Below are 14,737 nucleotides of genomic sequence, written 5' to 3'. Positions count from 1 at the left end.
GTGGGTGTCGAAAGACGAACGGGGCAGAGCCGATCCGTTCACTTTAAAAAACGATAGTATTTACTATCCGATTCCGCAACCAAGCCCGTTGTGAAGCTCCCGCCGAACCAGGTAGCCTCATCAATGTACACCGATCGGTTTACGCAATCCGGGAGGATGCCATGACTTCGCTCATCGATCAGACGGTGCTCGTCACCGGAGCCAATCGCGGCATGGGCCGCGAATACGTCGAGCAACTACTCGGCCGCGGGGTGACGAAGATCTATGCCGCCGCCCGTGACCCGCAGCAGATCCACGTGGCAGACCCGCGCATCGTTGCGCTGTACCTCGACATCACCAGCGCGGCCTCGGTCACCGAAGCGGCCGAGGCCGCAACCGATGTCAGCGTTCTGATCAACAACGCGGGCAGTGCCCACGGAGCTTCGGTGCTGGGCCGGTCCACGGCCAGGCTTCGCGCGGAGCTGGAGACGAACCTGTTCGGCCCGCTCGCACTGGCTTCCGCGTTCGCCGACCGAATCGCCGAGCGCTCCGGCGCCATCGTCAACGTCTCGTCGGTTCTCGCATGGCTTCCCGTCGGCGCGAGCTATGGCGTATCGAAGGCAGCGATGCGGAGTGCGACGGACTCCATGCGCACCGAACTTGCCCCACGGCGTCCAGGTGATGGGCGTCTATATGGGCGCTGACGGGACATCAGAGCCGGCCTCGCTCACAGAGCTGGCTCGAGCTCCCGGGTCGTGGCCGCGAACGCCGCGAACAGCTTCGGGAGGCCCGCACCCTTTCCAGAGACTCGCGCCGCGCCAGTCCTGCGCGCTTCCGCCAAGGTGAGCGTATCCATGCTCAACGCGATGAAGGTCACCGACGAACAGTAGAGCCTGACCGGCGACTCCGATTCCGATGGACCGGACACCACCGACAACGCAGAGTCACGAACGCTCATCGTGAAGACCTCGTGAGCATGCGCCTCGGACTCGGAACTCTCGTACGCGTGCACCTCGCACTCGAAAGCCAAGCCCGACAAGAGATTCGGGGTGACCGCGGCAGTCATACACAGCGCGACCATGTCGGGTCGCGCCGTTTCCGTGTCGATCCCCTCCGACATCAACCCCAGCCCCCACAGACCCAAGCCGATGACCGGCGTCCGCAGGCCCTCTCCGAACTCTGTCAACGCGTAGGTACCACCGGAGGTCTTCTCGACGATACCGACGCCTTGGAGTCGACGAAGTCGACTCGTCAGGCGATTCGGTCCGGCAGCAGGCAGTTTGGCACCGAGATCGGTGAACCGCTTGGGTCCCAGGAGCAGTTCCCGAATTATCAGCAGGGTCCATCGTTCGCCGAGCACATCCAAGGCGCTCGCAAGCGGACACCCTTGCCCATATAGACGAGACTTCTCCACTGAACCGAGTGTAGGGAAGGGCGTGGATCGACTCTGCACCAACTCGGCTCCGCGGTCACCCGGCATAGTCCGGAGGGCGAATGTATCCGCCGAGTTGCTCGCCCAGCAGAGCCGCGAACTCGATCGTTGTCAGATCACCCCCGGCGGGCCCCATCGCTTGTAGACCCACCGGAAGCCCGGACTTGCCCAGGCCGACGGGAATCGTGGTGGCGGGTGCTCCGGCGATATTGGCGATGGCACACCATTTGACCTGGGCCCAGTAGGAGCGGGCGACGCCGTCGACCTCGAATCGCCGACCGAATCGATCGATCAGCTTGTTGTGGTGCGCGGGTGCGGCCGTGGGAGTAACCGGCATGAGCACGATGTCGAACTGGCGGAAGAATTCGTACCACCGCTCCCGGATCTCCTGACGCGCGGCGTCGGCCCGCATCCACGCGTAGTGCGACTGGAATGTGCCTCGAAACGCACGGGTGGCCGCTCCTCGCGGGTCCTGCACCATGCGCGCCATCATGGCGGCACCAGAGGCCGGAGTGATGCCGGTGCGATCCCCAGAAAGCTGTCCGTACACCAACGGTTCGAAGACTCTGTGCGACTCGGCGATGTCGACCGGCAGCGCGGCAGGCTGGATCTCCACCTTCGCGCCGACCCGCTTCAGGATCTCGATCGCGTCGACCACGGCGGCGTTGACCTCGGAGTCGATGGGGCAGCCCGGGTCGTCGAACCAGACGGCGACGCGGAAGTCGCTCAACGCGGTGGCTCTGGGCGCCGAGAGCTGGTAGCTGAAGCCGCCATCACGAGTCAAGGCGCCAGTCGTCGCGGCGAGGATGGGAACCAGGTCGCGGGCGTCGCGCACCTGAGCGCCCGCGCAGGCGAGATCGGGCTCGGCCCAGCGACCGGTCCCGGGACCTGGTGGGAGGTGGCCGACCAAGGGGATCGACCGCCACGTCGCCTTGTGGCCGTACAAGCCGACAAAGTGTGACGGGATTCGGGTCGAGCCGCCGATTTCCGAGCCGAAGTCGAAGGCGGTGAGACCGGCTGCGGTCGCCACCGCGCCTCCACCGGCAGAACCACCGGATGTGCGTGCGCGGTTCCATGGATTGTTCGTCGGACCGAAGACGGGATTGTCGGCCTGTACGTCCTGGTTTCCGGGCGGCATATTGGTCTTGCCCATGATGACCGCCCCGGCCCGGCGCAGCCGCGCAATCGGTTCCGCGTCCCGCGTCGGCACATTGTCGATGAGGTCGCGCCGGCCACAAACAGACCTCATGCGTGCCGTTTCGTAACTGTCTTTCACGGTGATCGGCAATCCGTGCAGAGGTCCCAGCGGCGCACTGCCACCGGCACGCTGTTGGTCCGCCTCGGCCGCCTCGGCGCGGGCCCGCTCGGGATCCAACGTCACCACCGAGTTCAGGAGCCGGTCGTACTTCTCGATTCGCTGCAAATAGCGGTCCACGAGCTCGCTACTCGAAATGTCACCGCCGCCGAGGAGGGCAAGCAACTCGTGTGCGGGCGCGAACGCAAGATCATCAGACATGGTGTTCTCCAAAGATGTTCATCGACAACGACTTAGCGGTTCTCGAGTTGGGCAACGGCTCGCTGCACGGAGGCATCACGTGCGAGCCTCGCGTCGAGGATCGGTCCGACCACACCTCGAAGTGCGGCAAAGGGCTGCCAACGGCCGGGGACAGTGATGGAACGTTGCCGACGTTCCAGCCCGGCGACGATCGCCGCAGCAGCCGTTGCGGCGGGGATTCGCTTCAACAGAAAGTCTGGCGACGACGCCGAAAGCAGGTCGAGGACTTGGGGATCAGCGTCCACGCCCTGCCGGATCATGTCGGTCTCGATCAGCGAGAAGTACGCCGTCATGCACGACGCTCCGTGGTGCGCCAACTCGACGCCGAGGCCCCGGCCGAGTTGCTCGACGGCTGCCTTACTCATCGCATACGGGATCGCGCCCACCCCGTTGATGAACGCGAAAACCGAACTGACCAATACGAGCTGTCCGCGGCTACTGATCACCGAATCCAGCGTGGCCGCAACCGTGTTGACGACTCCGTCCACATTCACCGACATCACGCCTCGCACTTGGTCGGGCGTGAGCGTGCTGAATGTGGCACTCCGCCCGAGAATGCCCGCATTGGCGATCACCACGTCGATTCGGCCGAACTCCGCACGCGTTCGCAGCGCGGCTTCCTGGACGGAATCGAGTTGGGTGACATCGCATTTCAGCGCCAGCGCCCGTCCACTCGGAAGGGTCGCCGCAACACCTTGCGCGGTGGACGGATCAATGTCGGCCAGCACCACCCGTGCCCCGCGGTCCGCCAGTGCGGTGGCCGTCGCCGCGCCGAGCCCGCGACCGGCACCGGTAATCAAGACGACTTTGTCCGAGAGTGAATAACGCTTCATGCCAGCTGTCCTCCGTGCCTGCTGGTGCATACGGCGGCCAGTGGATTTCGCGCGCCAGATATCGGGGGCCGAGGTCCGAGTTGGTGAAGTACGCCGGGCAGCAGAACTCGAGGGGGCGCTTGGCGTCGATAGGTCGATGACTGAGGCATGTGGCGCACGCTACAGTTAACTATACGAAATGTATAGTATGACTCATGCGGGCGGCCCCTTCAGCGCTGCCGCAGGGCACCCGTCCGCGCGGTGCACAACACGCTCCACCACACGTCGCTGATACCGGTGACCGCCGCAGGATCGTCGAGGCCCGTGCCGCCGCGGACGGCCTGCTGGTAACACATACGCTCGGTCATCCAGATCAGCGCGGTGGCGGTCGTCGCCGCTTCGGCTTCGCCGAATCCCTCGGCTCGCAATCGCTCTCGCGCGGCATCGACGAAGCGACCGAGCACACCGTCCCAGTACGCGGCTATCCCCTCGTCCTACCCCGCGGCCTCGATGACCGCCCGCAACAGGGTCGCGTGGTCGCGGAAGGTCGCGAGCAGGCCCACTGTCGATGTCGTGAGCTGGTCATATGCGACAGGGCCGCCAACCGCCAGGAATGGTTCGATAGCCGCGAACGCCTCGTCGCCGACCTCTTCGACGAGTGCCAGCAATAACTCGCGGCGATCCTCGAAATGCGCATAGAACGCAGTCTTGGTACGGCCCGCACGTTCCGCGATGCGACTGACGGCGAGGTCCGCATAGGACGCCCCCTCATTGAGCAGCGCCTCGGTGGCGTGCAGGAATGCGAGTTCGGTTGCGCGACGGCGCGGATCGTCGCGCGAGCTCGGTGGCCGCCTCGATCGCGGTCAGATTGCCGCCGACCACCAGCACCTGCCCGCCCTCGTCCAGGCGTGCCCGCAGGCGCAGCGCGGCCAGCCGCGCTGCCACATGGTAGGCGTGCTCGTCGACGCCGGGAACGCCGTGGTCTGCGGTGGTGCTGCCGAACCGCGGGTCGCGACCCGCCGGCGACTTACTTGGATCAGCTGGTGAAGGACTCGGGGCCGAAACGGCCCCAGGCCACGAAGGCGGCCACAGCGAGGAGGGCGAGACACAGCGCGACGTTTTTGTAGTGCCCGTAGCGGGCGTGGGTGATCATTCCGCCGATCATCAACAGAATCCAGCAGACGGCTGTCACCGCCACCATCACCGGTGCGATGTCGAACGCGGCGGGCAGGATCAGGCCCGCCGCGGCCAGGATCTCGAGGACCCCGAGAGATTTGACGAAACCGGCGCTTGCGCTCTCGGTCCAATCCGTTGATTCGTCCAGCTTGGACTTAGGCAAGAACGTTTTGGTGGCGCCACTGAACAGGGAGAGGGCGCCAAGCAGCCCGGCAACGATCCAGAGGGCGAGGTTCATGAGGTTCCTTAAGATTTGAGGTGGTCCGGGAGGACCTGGTGTGTGCTTGCTGAACGAGACACCGCCAGTCGCGATTTTCTGACAGCCTTGACCAGTGATGTGGATCACTTCGCGGAGCCTCATCAGACTGACGATCGCCATACGGAACCCCGGTGCGTCGATCGCACGGCGAGCCCACAGACCGAACAATGCTGTGATCTGCTTCACAAGTTGTCAGGATTTTCCTCGATGCGGTGTCTTGTTTCCGACCCACCCCGGATCGAAGGAGAGATCACCATGGGTAAGAGCATCGAGGTAGTCGTGGTCGGCGGCGGTTACGCCGGAGTGATGGCGGCCAATCGTCTGAGGCAGCGCGACGACGTCACGGTGACCGTGATCAATCCGCGGCAGGTCTTCGTACCACGGCTGCGGCTGCACCAGCTGGTGGGCGGGACCCACGATGCGGTCGTCGACTACCAAGAGGTACTCGCCGAGGACGTCGAGCTGGTGATCGACAATGTCACGCAGATCGACGCGACCGGGCGCACTGTGACCCTCGCCGAGGGCGGCAGCATCGGCTACGACTACCTGATCTACGCGGTAGGCAGCTTCACCAGCAGACCGCAGGTGCCGGGCGCGGCCGAATTCGCTTATCCGGTAGCAACTTTGGAGGCCGCGCAGCGGCTGCGGTCGGTGCTCTTCGACACGCCTGTGACGGCCACGGTGACGGTCGTCGGGGGCGGTCCGGTTGGTACCGAGACCGCTGCGGAACTCGCGGAACAGGGCCGCAGCGTCAGGCTGGTCTGCGGCAATGTCGTCGGCCCGGCCTTGCACCCCAGCGCTCGGCGCACAGCCCGCAAATACCTCACCAAACTGGGCGTCGAGGTGATCGAAGGCCCGAACACGTCGGTCACCGCGGTGAAGTCGGGATCCGTGGAACTCGGTGACGGCCGTAGTCTGGCAAGTGAGGTCACCATTTGGGCTGCGGGTTTCGGTGTGCCCGATCTTGCCGAGCGCAGCGGGTTGCGCACCGACGCTGCCGGGCGGCTGCTCACCGACGAGACGCTGACCAGCGTCGACAGTGATCGCATCATCGCGGCGGGCGACGCGTCGGCGCCGTCGGACGTGCCGTTCCGGATGAGTGCCTATATCGCTGGATGCCTGGGCGCCCACGCCGCCGACACGGTGCTGGCCCGGATCGCAGATGAGCGGCCGACACCGGTCGACCTGGCATTCCAGGCCATGTGCTTCAGTTTCGGCCGCGATACCGGGATCTTCCAACTCCTGCACAAGGACGACACGGCAAAGCGCTTGTACTTCACCGGGTTCATGGGCCGCAAACTCAAGGAGTTCTCCTGCGCCGCCAGCGTCAAGCATTTGGTGACCGAGGCACACAAGCCCGGCTCGCACCACTGGCCGAAGGATGGTGAACACCGGCCCGCCCTGCTGCAAGCCCGGAACGAGAACGTGACGACATCGAGCGCGTAGACGCTGGTTTCGCCGCTACCACCAGCGGCACGGTCCGGCAGCGTTCGGATCGAGAAGGCTGCGCATCGTGCGCCCGCGCCGGCCCACGACCATCTCCAGGAGAGGAATTCATGCACACGACAGATGAATCCGGTGCGCGACGGCGGGCCGAAGGCGAGGCCGCGAGCCTCGGCGACGGTGACCGCGCCACCCTCGCGGCGACGGAAACGTTTGTCGCACATCGCAATCTGCTGTTCACCGTCGCCTACGAGATGCTCGGATCCAGGGCAGACGCCGACGACGTCCTGCAGGAAACCTGGTTGCGCTGGGTCGGCGTCGACGCGGCACACGTCGACGACCTGCGCGCCTACCTGGTGCGGATCACCACGCGGCAGGCGCTCAACCGGCTGCGTTCGGTGAAGCGCCGCCGGGAGGCGTACGTGGGCTCCTGGCTGCCGGAGCCGCTACTCACCACTCCGGACGTGGCCGCCGATGTGGAACTCGCCGAAAGCGTGTCGATGGGTCTGATGGTCGTGCTCGAGACCTTGACCCCGACCGAACGAGCGGTATTCGTGCTGCGAGAAGCGTTCGGGCTGGGCTATGACGAGATCGCGGCCGCGGTAGAGAAATCCCCCGCCGCCGTGCACCAGATCGCCCACCGCGCCCGCCGCCACGTCGAAGCCCGCCGACCGCGCCGCGCGGTCACCGCGGGCGAGGCGCAGGCGGCTGTCGAAGCGTTCCGGCGCGCGCTCGAGTCCCGGGACCTGCAGGGCCTGCTCGATGTACTCGCCCCCGAGGTGGTGGCGATCAGCGACGGCGGCGGCATCAAGCAGGCCACCCCACGGCCCGTCATCGGCGCGGACAAGGTGGCGCGGTTCATGGTCGGGGGCCTCACCAAGCACGACGTCGCGCTCACCGTCGAACCGACCGCGATCAACGGCAGTCCCGCATTGGCGCTGCACGTCGATGGGGAATTCGACGGTGTCCTCGCGGTGCGAGTCGAGGACACCCGCATCACTGGCCTCTACTTCGTCCGCAACCCGCACAAGCTGACCCACATCGACGCCGAAACCCCACTCACCCTGCGCTGACACCGGCCACGACCCGACCACTCAAGGGAGTAGACATGACCACGCGGGCACCGCTCGCCACCGATACGCTTCCGTCACGATGGCCGACCGTGGCCGGAGCGGTCGTCGTGCTCACGACGATCACCAGCGTATTGCTCATCGCCTTCGCCTGGCCGTCGGTGCGGTCCTCCGTGCACGATGTGCCGATCGCCGTCGCCGGACCGACCATCGCAGTCGCCCAGGTCCGGACCGCGCTCGAGCAGCGTGCGCCGGGCGGCTTCGACCTCACCGAAGTCGCCGACACCGCGAGCGCGGAACAACTCATCCGCGACCGGCAGGTGTACGGGGCGATAGATCTCGGCTCCGGCACCCCGCAGGTCATCGTCGCCTCCGCCGCCAGCACCGCGGTCGCCCAAACCCTGCAGACCATGGCAACCGGACTCGGACAGAACGCCAATGCCGGTACGCCGGTGGCGGTCCGCGACCTCGCTGCCCTGCCCACCGACGACCCGCGCGGCGCCGGCCTATCCGCCGGTGCCCTGCCGCTGGTCATGGGTGGCCTGCTCGCCGCGGTGCTGCTGACCAGGCTCGTGCGCGGCGCCGGTCGCCGCGTCGTCGGGACACTGGCCTTCGCGGTCACCGCCGGCCTAGCCGTGGCGGGGATCCTGCAGTTCTGGTTCGGCTCGCTCAACGGGTCCTACCCGGCCAATGCCGGCGCCGTCGCACTGAGCATCGCAGCGGTCTCCCTGACCGTCCTCGGGCTCGAATCGGTGTTCGGATACGCCGGAATCGGGATCGGCGCCGTGATCATGATGCTCATCGGCAACCCGCTCTCGGGGACGGCCACCGCCCCCGAAATGCTGCCCGGCTGGTCCGGCGCACTCGGGCAGTTGCTGCCGCCCGGGGCAGGTGGTCGGCTACTGCGATCAACCGCCTTCTTCTACGGCCACGGCGCTACCCCCGCCGTCACCGTCCTGGTCGTCTGGGCCGCACTCGGGGCGGCGCTCTGCCTGATCGACGGCCTGCGCGCACACCACGCCACCTCGAACCCTGAACGTGCAGTTCGAAAGGAGTATCAGCAAGCGTAATTCCCGTCGCCACGTGACCCGCAGCGACGAAGACAACGCGATACTCACCGAGTTCTTCGTCGGCCTGCCCGACCCGGCCGCACCGTCTCGCTAGCCCAGGGCCGCTCCGACAGCGGCCTCCTTCACCGGTCTCGACGCCGCGATGCGGGGTCCGTCGATCCCTGCCATCGTCCCAGTGCCTCGGCCGACACCCTGGTGTACTTGGCCAGGCTGCGCACCGACGTATGCCCGGACAACGCCATCAGCATCGGGGTGGAGGCACCGGCCTCCGCGGCGTGGGTCAGTTTGCTGTGCCGTAGTTGATGCAGCGTGAACGGGCCCCGCTTCATCCGCTCGGTGTGTTCCTCGAACAGGGTCGCCGCCCGCCGGTACGACAACCGGGCACGTTGCGTGCTCGGGCCGACATCGGCCAGTGCCACAGACGGTTTCGCCTTGCGATCGGTCAGGAACAGCGGACCGCGTTCACGACCAGCGACCAACCGCGGCAGCAACCGCGCGGTGCCGGTCTGCCAATAGATCACGTCGCGGCCGCCGCCCTTGCGGACCACGGTGGCGCGGCGGTTCATGGAACAAACACAGCGCACCGAGAACTGGACGGCTGGGTAGTGGGTCAGTTTGACGCCGCCAGCGGTGGCCGGCTGATCTTCAAGCTCCCGCCTGCGGAGGTGCCCGCCCACCGGCCGAGGCCCCGGTTCGCACCAGCCGCACGTGATGTGCGACGACCTCAACGCCACGAGCGAAACCTAGATGGTCAAGCGCGTCTGCTTACCGCACCTTGACGACGACCTTGCCCTTGGCCCGGCCTGTCTCGACGTATGCCAGTGCGTCTTTGGTTTCATCGAAGGCAAACACCTTGTCCACGACCGGACGTATGACGCCCTCATCAATGAGGGAGGTGATCCGGCTCAATTGATTGCCGTTCGCCCTCATGAACAAGAAGGAAAACGTCACATCGAGTCGCTTGGCCTTTCTCCTAGCGCCGAAGCTCGAGACCCCCATGATGAGCTTCACGAACCACGGCACGCCGATTTCTTTGGCAAAAGCCGGGTCTGGCGGTCCCGATATGGAGATGAGTTTCCCGCCCGGCTTCAGCACCCGCAACGACTTATCCAGGGTCATGGCGTCTTGACTGTGCACAACCACGTCGTAACCATGCAGCACGGTTTCGAAGTCCTCAGTCTTGTAATCGATCAGGACATCGGCGCCGAGATCTCTCAGCAAGTCGAAATTGGCGGCGCTCGCTGTGGTAGCCACTGTCGCACCCAGGTGTTTCGCCAGTTGAATCCCGAACGTGCCGACGCCGCCGGTACCTGCTTGGATGAAGACTTTCTGCCCGGCCTTGACGTCGGCTATCTCGACCAGTGCTTGCCAAGCGGTCAGGCCCACCAGCGGAAGTGAAGCGGCTTCCTCCATGCTGAGGTTCTTGGGCTTGACCGCCACATCGCCTTCGCCCATGGAGATGAACTCCGCGAACGTGCCGATCCGGTCTTTGTCCGGCCGCGCATACACCTCGTCACCGGGCTTGAAGCGGCGTACCCGTGCTCCGACCTCGACCACGACACCAGCGACGTCGTTGCCGAGAATCAGCGGAAAGCGATACGGCAAAACGAGTTTGAACTCTCCGTCCGCGATCTTGGGGTCGAGTAGATTCACGCCGGCCGCATGCACCTGAACGAGTACGTCGTTGTCCCCGACCGCCAGCTGCGGCATGTCGACGAGCCGACCGCCGTCCTTGCTCTTGTAGCGATCGATCGTGAAGGCTTTCATGACAGGCGTTCCCGTATCGGCTTGTTCAGGTGCGCCCGCACCTTATGGGTCATTTCGTCGGCGAGCACCTCGTCGGCCCCGGACTCGATTGCGTCGAGGACCTGACGGACTACGTCGGCGGCATCGGATTTGGGACCATCGTTGAACTTGGTCATGTCGGTATCGACGAGTCCCACGTAGACGCCCACCACCTGCGCCCCACGCGACCCCAGTTCAAGCCGCATCGAGTCCGTGGCGCTCCACAGCGCCGCCTTGGTCACCCCATAGCTCGCGCCGATGGGCAGCCACGCGAGCACCGAGGCGACATTCACAATGGCACCGGACTTTTCCACAATCCGATCGGCGAAAGCGGAGGCCATCGCCAGCGGACCGAAAAGATTCGTCTCCATCTCTTCGCGCAGTTTGGAGGTGTCCTGCCCAAGAACTGAGGTGCCGCGGACGATGCCGGCGTTGTTGATCAGGACACTGACATCGGAGGCTGATTCGGCCGCCGCCGCCACGGACGTGGGGTCGGTGACATCAAGCTGAAGTGGAACGACGCGCGGGTCCGCGACGTCGACTGTCCGCGGATCACGGGCAGCCGCATAGACTTTCGTCACTCCCCGACTGAGCAGTTGCGCGACGTATTCGCGGCCCATGCCGCGGTTAGCTCCGGTGACCAGCACTGTCTGCTCGGCAAGCGAAGTCATGAAATCGTCGCTCCCAGGAATGCGAGGGCCTCGGGTACGAAACGCTCATGGGCCTGGAAGATGCCGCCATGGCCAGCGTCGGGGTAGATCCGCAGCGTCGCATTGGGCAGACGCCGAGCCAGCTCATAAGAGTTGCTGGTCGGCACCATGCGGTCGTCGTCACCGTTGGCCACCAGCACAGGATGCTGGATGGTGGACAACAGGTCGGCCGGTTTCTGCAGACCCCAGGTGTGGATCGCCTCGAGCTGGGTGCGGAATGCTCCGATCGCCATCGCCTTATCCCGATCGTTCGTGCGTTCCTTCAACCGCTTGATGAATGCTTTCGCCTCCGACTTGCCGTGGGCGGTTCGCGTGAAGAACAGCAGTTCCTTGGGATCCTTGAAAGTGGCGTACGCGTGGAACGTGTCCAGATAGGTCAGCTTCGTCACGTTGGTGATGCCTTCGCCTCCAGCTGGTCCCGTCCCGGCGAGGATCATCTTGCGCACTAGCGCGGGCTCCTGCTGGGCGATCACTTGCGAGATGAATCCGCCCATGGAGAACCCGAGCAGATCGACCTTGTCCAAGCCCAGTGCTCGGATGAACGCGACGGCATCGTGTGCCATTGCCTCGACCGTGTCGGGTGTCTTGCCTTCCGAGCCGCCGACGCCGCGATTGTCGAAGGTGATCACGCGGTGCTTGGCCGCGATGCCGTCGACAACCCGGGGGTCCCAATTGTCGAGGTTGGCGGCCAGGTGATTCACGAAGATCACCGGTACGCCGGTATCGAGGCCGAGTTCGCGGTAGACGAACCGGGTGCCGCCGACCGAAACCGATCTCGTCGGTGCGTTCTGGTACGAAGTAACGCCCCAGCGCGCGCTCGCGTTGCGCGGATGACTGGCGGGGTCGTGCCGGGGGGTTCGTCTGGTTGCCATGATTTCCTCTTTGTATACCGAACGGTTTACTTACTGAAGCGACGATAGCACGCGGTTCGTCAATCGGTAAACTGCCCGGTGTACTTTCATTTATGACGCCGCTCATGAGGTGCGGGACCGATTCGCGGCGAAGGTAGCCTCCGCATCGCGTGTTGACGCATCGGCAGAGCTGTCCTCGCTTCGAGGGGGTGCACCACCGGCGTCGGACCAATCGCGAGGAAGCCATCGGTCTTCAAGCGGACGCTTAACCAAGATCTTGGTGAGCAATCGGTGAGCACGTCGCCCCGCATATCGGTACGGATGGGTCCTGGCTCGATGAGTGAGACGGGGATTCGCCAGGGGCGCAACTCCATCCGCAGTGCATCGGCAAACGATTCGATCGCGTACTTCGATGCGTTGTAAGCGCCGGTGCCCGGTGTGGTGATCAAGCCGCTGACTGAGGGCGTGAACACTACCCGGCCGCGCGCAGCACGAATCTTCGGCAGAGCGGCTGGGTCACCGCGATCTGGGAGATGACGTTAACGTCGAGTTGCCGTGTCAGGTCATCGAGGAATAGCCTCTCGACCGGCCCGTTGAGTTTTATCTGAGTATCATCCCTGCGTTGTTGACGCCGCCGTTGAGCTCAGTGGAAGCCGATCGAGGAGCGCCGCGATGGCGGATCTGTCGGTGATGTCGAGAGCGATCGCGTGCACGTTCGGCATGCGATCGAGGCTGTCCAGGGCCGCGTCGGATCGGGCGGTGGCGTAGACGTCCCATCCTCGGCTGCTCATGTGTTCGGTGATTGCACGACCGATTCCTCGGCCTGCACCGGTAACCAACACGGACGGCATGGTCACACTGCCTTGGAAAGGCGCCGTTGCCACATCAGCAGACCCGCTACCCCGACGGTTTCGAGCCCTATTGCGGACACCGTGATGGGATGTGGTCGCCCGCTCTGTTGCCATGACCGCACTCGCGCCAGGCCGCCGACGAAGATGGTCGACAGCGCCAAGGTCACGGCCGACGACTGCTCGACACGTGCGAGCTGAGACCACACGATCGGTCCGACGGCGAATTTGAAAACATTCGCATATCGCAGAGCACTGTCCACCGTCGGCGCCACGTCCGGCGAACCGCCGGGGACCCCCTTCGGACCCCGAACGATCTCTCCGATCGCGCTGGCCGTCGGTATCGCCGCGAGCACCGCCAGCGTCCTCTGCAACCCCCGACGACTGCTACTACGTTGGTGTGTCACGCCCACTCCCAATATACCGGTCGGTGTACCTGCTTGATCGGAGGACGCTACACGCCTTTGTGCACGATGTAAACCCATCGGTATACTCGCCCTATGACCACTGAGCAAGATGCACCGTCCACCAATGGTCGCGGCGGCCGCGGCGCACGACAGCGCATCCTCGACACGGCCGCCGAACTGTTCTATCGCGAGGGCATCAACGCAACGGGCGTCGAGCGACTCGCCAGCGAAGCATCGGTCTCCAAGCGAACTCTCTACCAACACTTTCCGAGCAAGGCTGCCGTCGTCGAGGAGTATCTGCGTTCTATCCAGCAACTCGTCGATGACCCCATCCGGCCCGGACCGGACGCGGCCAACCGCACACCTCGCGAGCGGATACTCGCCCTGTTCGCCACGCCGTCTCCGGGCGGGCAGATGCGCGGCTGCCCCTTCCACAACGCGGCGGTCGAGGCCGCTGACGTCATGCCCGAAATTCACGACATCGTCCAGGAACACAAGCGCAACTACATCAAGGGCCTGATCAAGCTGGCCCGTCAAGCCGGTGCCGCCAAACCCACTCTGCTCGGGAACCAACTCGGGGTCCTTTACGAAGGTGCGGCTGCGTTGTCCACCTCTCTTGACGACCCGGCTCCGTGGACACACGCGCGTAAGGCCGTGCAGACGCTCCTCGACCAAGCCGGGGCCTAACGACCCTGTGGGCTGACCCGCCTAGCGCCGCGCTCATCAGCGGGTCATGCGTGCACTCGGATTCATCGCCGTCGCCAAATGTCAAACATTGGTCGCATCAAGTCAAGTATCCGAAGTGTCGGACTGAGACCATCGTGGGACCGGATTCACCGGCTGAGGTCGGCGGAAACGGCTGTGCGAGTCGCTTTTCGTTTGTTCCTGAGCGCCAAAGGTGCTCACACACAAGGGAACACGACCAATTGATTCGGGTGAGGTGTTGGACAGGTTCCTGCGCTTGGAGGCGCCGGCACCCGGCCACGACTCACTCGAGTCGGCACGCGCAAGAGGAAGGGTCGTCGTAATAGTGAGGCGGAGCAAGTCATGAAGGCAGTGCGATTCCACAGCACCGGAGGGCCTGAGGTCCTGGTCTATGAAGATGTGCCAGATCCAACACCCGCGGACGGTGAAGTTCTGATCCGAATCGAAGCTGTGGGTCTCAACTTCGCCGATGTGATGCGCCGGCGAGGCGATGACTATCCAGAGCCGTCACCCCCGCCGTTCACCCTCGGCGGAGAAGTAGCGGGCACCATTGCCGCTGTCGGGGAAGGGGTCTCGTGGTTGAACGTCGGAGACGCCGTTTTCGCGACGCCCGGCGCTGGCGGGTATGCGCAGTA

Annotated in this window: 16 protein-coding genes and 3 pseudogenes; 7 read left to right on the top strand and 12 right to left on the bottom strand. The window is 64.8% G+C overall.

What is annotated here, in order from left to right; all coding sequences use genetic code 11:
- Positions 1-161: 161 nt before the first annotated feature.
- A pseudogene (locus ACZ60G_RS30020) lies at positions 162-741 on the top strand (SDR family NAD(P)-dependent oxidoreductase); the annotation flags it as partial.
- On the opposite strand, the gene ACZ60G_RS30015 reads toward ACZ60G_RS30020, so the two are convergent.
- Genes ACZ60G_RS30015 through ACZ60G_RS30005 form a run of 3 tightly spaced genes read right to left on the bottom strand, consistent with a single transcriptional unit; the run spans position 707 to position 3,799 of the window.
- Positions 707-1,459, bottom strand: a complete 753-nt coding sequence (locus tag ACZ60G_RS30015) for a winged helix-turn-helix transcriptional regulator (RefSeq protein ID WP_465814215.1) — start codon at positions 1,457-1,459, stop codon at positions 707-709. The pseudogene ACZ60G_RS30020 and the gene ACZ60G_RS30015 sit on opposite strands and share 35 nt — an antisense overlap.
- Positions 1,449-2,927 carry an amidase gene (locus tag ACZ60G_RS30010; RefSeq protein WP_465814213.1) on the bottom strand — a complete coding sequence of 493 codons (1,479 nt, stop codon included), beginning with the start codon at positions 2,925-2,927 and terminating at the stop codon, positions 1,449-1,451. Before ACZ60G_RS30010 ends, ACZ60G_RS30015 begins: the two co-directional genes overlap by 11 nt.
- Before the next feature lie 32 nt (positions 2,928-2,959).
- Positions 2,960-3,799 (bottom strand): SDR family NAD(P)-dependent oxidoreductase, encoded by an 840-nt coding sequence (locus ACZ60G_RS30005; protein ID WP_465814211.1) that lies wholly within the window; start codon positions 3,797-3,799, stop codon positions 2,960-2,962.
- A 194-nt stretch (positions 3,800-3,993) separates the two neighbouring features.
- Between ACZ60G_RS30005 and ACZ60G_RS30000 the strand changes: the two genes are divergently transcribed.
- Positions 3,994-4,449 (top strand): hypothetical protein, encoded by a 456-nt coding sequence (locus ACZ60G_RS30000; RefSeq protein WP_465814209.1) that lies wholly within the window; start codon positions 3,994-3,996, stop codon positions 4,447-4,449.
- A 45-nt stretch (positions 4,450-4,494) separates the two neighbouring features.
- Here the strand turns inward: ACZ60G_RS30000 and ACZ60G_RS29995 are convergent.
- The 3 genes and pseudogenes from ACZ60G_RS29995 to ACZ60G_RS29985 form a co-directional block, all read right to left on the bottom strand.
- Positions 4,495-4,557, bottom strand: a pseudogene (locus ACZ60G_RS29995) (hypothetical protein); the annotation flags it as partial.
- Positions 4,547-4,723: a hypothetical protein gene (locus ACZ60G_RS29990; RefSeq protein ID WP_465814208.1), complete on the bottom strand. Its 177-nt coding sequence runs from the start codon at positions 4,721-4,723 to the stop codon at positions 4,547-4,549. The gene ACZ60G_RS29990 and the pseudogene ACZ60G_RS29995, both read right to left, overlap by 11 nt.
- Before the next feature lie 91 nt (positions 4,724-4,814).
- Positions 4,815-5,192 carry a DoxX family protein gene (locus tag ACZ60G_RS29985; RefSeq protein WP_465814206.1) on the bottom strand — a complete coding sequence of 126 codons (378 nt, stop codon included), beginning with the start codon at positions 5,190-5,192 and terminating at the stop codon, positions 4,815-4,817.
- Between the two features lie 276 nt (positions 5,193-5,468).
- On the opposite strand from ACZ60G_RS29985, the gene ACZ60G_RS29980 reads away from it, so the two are divergent.
- From ACZ60G_RS29980 to ACZ60G_RS29970, 3 genes are all read left to right on the top strand, one after another.
- Entirely contained in the window at positions 5,469-6,659 is a 1,191-nt protein-coding gene (locus ACZ60G_RS29980) for an NAD(P)/FAD-dependent oxidoreductase (protein WP_465814204.1), read from the top strand.
- A 110-nt stretch (positions 6,660-6,769) separates the two neighbouring features.
- The gene (locus ACZ60G_RS29975) at positions 6,770-7,729 is read left to right on the top strand and encodes an RNA polymerase sigma-70 factor (protein WP_465814203.1); all 960 of its coding nucleotides are present in this window, start codon (positions 6,770-6,772) and stop codon (positions 7,727-7,729) included.
- Positions 7,730-7,764: 35 nt separating this feature from the next.
- Positions 7,765-8,796, top strand: a complete 1,032-nt coding sequence (locus ACZ60G_RS29970; protein ID WP_465814201.1) for an ABC transporter permease — start codon at positions 7,765-7,767, stop codon at positions 8,794-8,796.
- Positions 8,797-8,918: 122 nt separating this feature from the next.
- On the opposite strand, the gene ACZ60G_RS29965 is transcribed toward ACZ60G_RS29970, so the two are convergent.
- The 6 genes and pseudogenes from ACZ60G_RS29965 to ACZ60G_RS29940 all read right to left on the bottom strand — a co-directional run bounded on the left by ACZ60G_RS29965 (position 8,919) and on the right by ACZ60G_RS29940 (position 13,475).
- Positions 8,919-9,362, bottom strand: coding sequence for a tyrosine-type recombinase/integrase (locus tag ACZ60G_RS29965; protein WP_465814199.1), 444 nt, complete (start codon positions 9,360-9,362; stop codon positions 8,919-8,921).
- Positions 9,363-9,561: 199 nt separating this feature from the next.
- Positions 9,562-10,563 carry an NADP-dependent oxidoreductase gene (locus tag ACZ60G_RS29960; protein ID WP_465814198.1) on the bottom strand — a complete coding sequence of 334 codons (1,002 nt, stop codon included), beginning with the start codon at positions 10,561-10,563 and terminating at the stop codon, positions 9,562-9,564.
- Complete coding sequence (locus ACZ60G_RS29955; RefSeq protein ID WP_465814196.1) at positions 10,560-11,252, bottom strand: SDR family oxidoreductase; 693 nt, start codon at positions 11,250-11,252, stop codon at positions 10,560-10,562. Before ACZ60G_RS29955 ends, ACZ60G_RS29960 begins: the two co-directional genes overlap by 4 nt.
- The gene (locus tag ACZ60G_RS29950) at positions 11,249-12,163 is read right to left on the bottom strand and encodes an alpha/beta fold hydrolase (RefSeq protein WP_465814194.1); all 915 of its coding nucleotides are present in this window, start codon (positions 12,161-12,163) and stop codon (positions 11,249-11,251) included. Before ACZ60G_RS29950 ends, ACZ60G_RS29955 begins: the two co-directional genes overlap by 4 nt.
- An 86-nt stretch (positions 12,164-12,249) precedes the next feature.
- Positions 12,250-12,993: pseudogene (locus ACZ60G_RS29945) on the bottom strand (SDR family NAD(P)-dependent oxidoreductase).
- 2 nt (positions 12,994-12,995) lie between these two features.
- Positions 12,996-13,475 carry a DUF4345 domain-containing protein gene (locus tag ACZ60G_RS29940; protein ID WP_465814192.1) on the bottom strand — a complete coding sequence of 160 codons (480 nt, stop codon included), beginning with the start codon at positions 13,473-13,475 and terminating at the stop codon, positions 12,996-12,998.
- A gap of 15 nt (positions 13,476-13,490) precedes the next feature.
- On the opposite strand from ACZ60G_RS29940, the gene ACZ60G_RS29935 reads away from it, so the two are divergent.
- The gene (locus tag ACZ60G_RS29935) at positions 13,491-14,084 is read left to right on the top strand and encodes a TetR/AcrR family transcriptional regulator (RefSeq protein ID WP_465814190.1); all 594 of its coding nucleotides are present in this window, start codon (positions 13,491-13,493) and stop codon (positions 14,082-14,084) included.
- Positions 14,085-14,444: 360 nt separating this feature from the next.
- The coding region (locus tag ACZ60G_RS29930) for a quinone oxidoreductase family protein (RefSeq protein ID WP_465814188.1) at positions 14,445-14,737 on the top strand (293 nt) is incomplete at its 3' end.

It is taken from the genome of Nocardia sp. NPDC102475, from assembly GCF_055584605.1.
Note: the sequence above shows the minus strand (reverse complement) of the source record. Positions and strands in the feature narration are given on the sequence as shown.

Excerpts from the sequence above, each read along its gene's own strand:
- ACZ60G_RS30015 (WP_465814215.1), bottom strand. The coding sequence starts at position 1,459 with ATGCCGGGTGACCGCGGAGCCGAGTTGGTGCAGAGTCGATCCACGCCC.
- ACZ60G_RS30010 (WP_465814213.1), bottom strand. The coding sequence starts at position 2,927 with ATGTCTGATGATCTTGCGTTCGCGCCCGCACACGAGTTGCTTGCCCTC.
- ACZ60G_RS30005 (WP_465814211.1), bottom strand. The coding sequence starts at position 3,799 with ATGAAGCGTTATTCACTCTCGGACAAAGTCGTCTTGATTACCGGTGCC.
- ACZ60G_RS30000 (WP_465814209.1), top strand. The coding sequence starts at position 3,994 with ATGCGGGCGGCCCCTTCAGCGCTGCCGCAGGGCACCCGTCCGCGCGGT.
- ACZ60G_RS29985 (WP_465814206.1), bottom strand. The coding sequence starts at position 5,192 with ATGAACCTCGCCCTCTGGATCGTTGCCGGGCTGCTTGGCGCCCTCTCC.
- ACZ60G_RS29980 (WP_465814204.1), top strand. The coding sequence starts at position 5,469 with ATGGGTAAGAGCATCGAGGTAGTCGTGGTCGGCGGCGGTTACGCCGGA.
- ACZ60G_RS29975 (WP_465814203.1), top strand. The coding sequence starts at position 6,770 with ATGCACACGACAGATGAATCCGGTGCGCGACGGCGGGCCGAAGGCGAG.
- ACZ60G_RS29970 (WP_465814201.1), top strand. The coding sequence starts at position 7,765 with ATGACCACGCGGGCACCGCTCGCCACCGATACGCTTCCGTCACGATGG.
- ACZ60G_RS29965 (WP_465814199.1), bottom strand. The coding sequence starts at position 9,362 with ATGAACCGCCGCGCCACCGTGGTCCGCAAGGGCGGCGGCCGCGACGTG.
- ACZ60G_RS29960 (WP_465814198.1), bottom strand. The coding sequence starts at position 10,563 with ATGAAAGCCTTCACGATCGATCGCTACAAGAGCAAGGACGGCGGTCGG.
- ACZ60G_RS29955 (WP_465814196.1), bottom strand. The coding sequence starts at position 11,252 with ATGACTTCGCTTGCCGAGCAGACAGTGCTGGTCACCGGAGCTAACCGC.
- ACZ60G_RS29950 (WP_465814194.1), bottom strand. The coding sequence starts at position 12,163 with ATGGCAACCAGACGAACCCCCCGGCACGACCCCGCCAGTCATCCGCGC.
- ACZ60G_RS29940 (WP_465814192.1), bottom strand. The coding sequence starts at position 13,475 with ATGGGTTTACATCGTGCACAAAGGCGTGTAGCGTCCTCCGATCAAGCA.
- ACZ60G_RS29935 (WP_465814190.1), top strand. The coding sequence starts at position 13,491 with ATGACCACTGAGCAAGATGCACCGTCCACCAATGGTCGCGGCGGCCGC.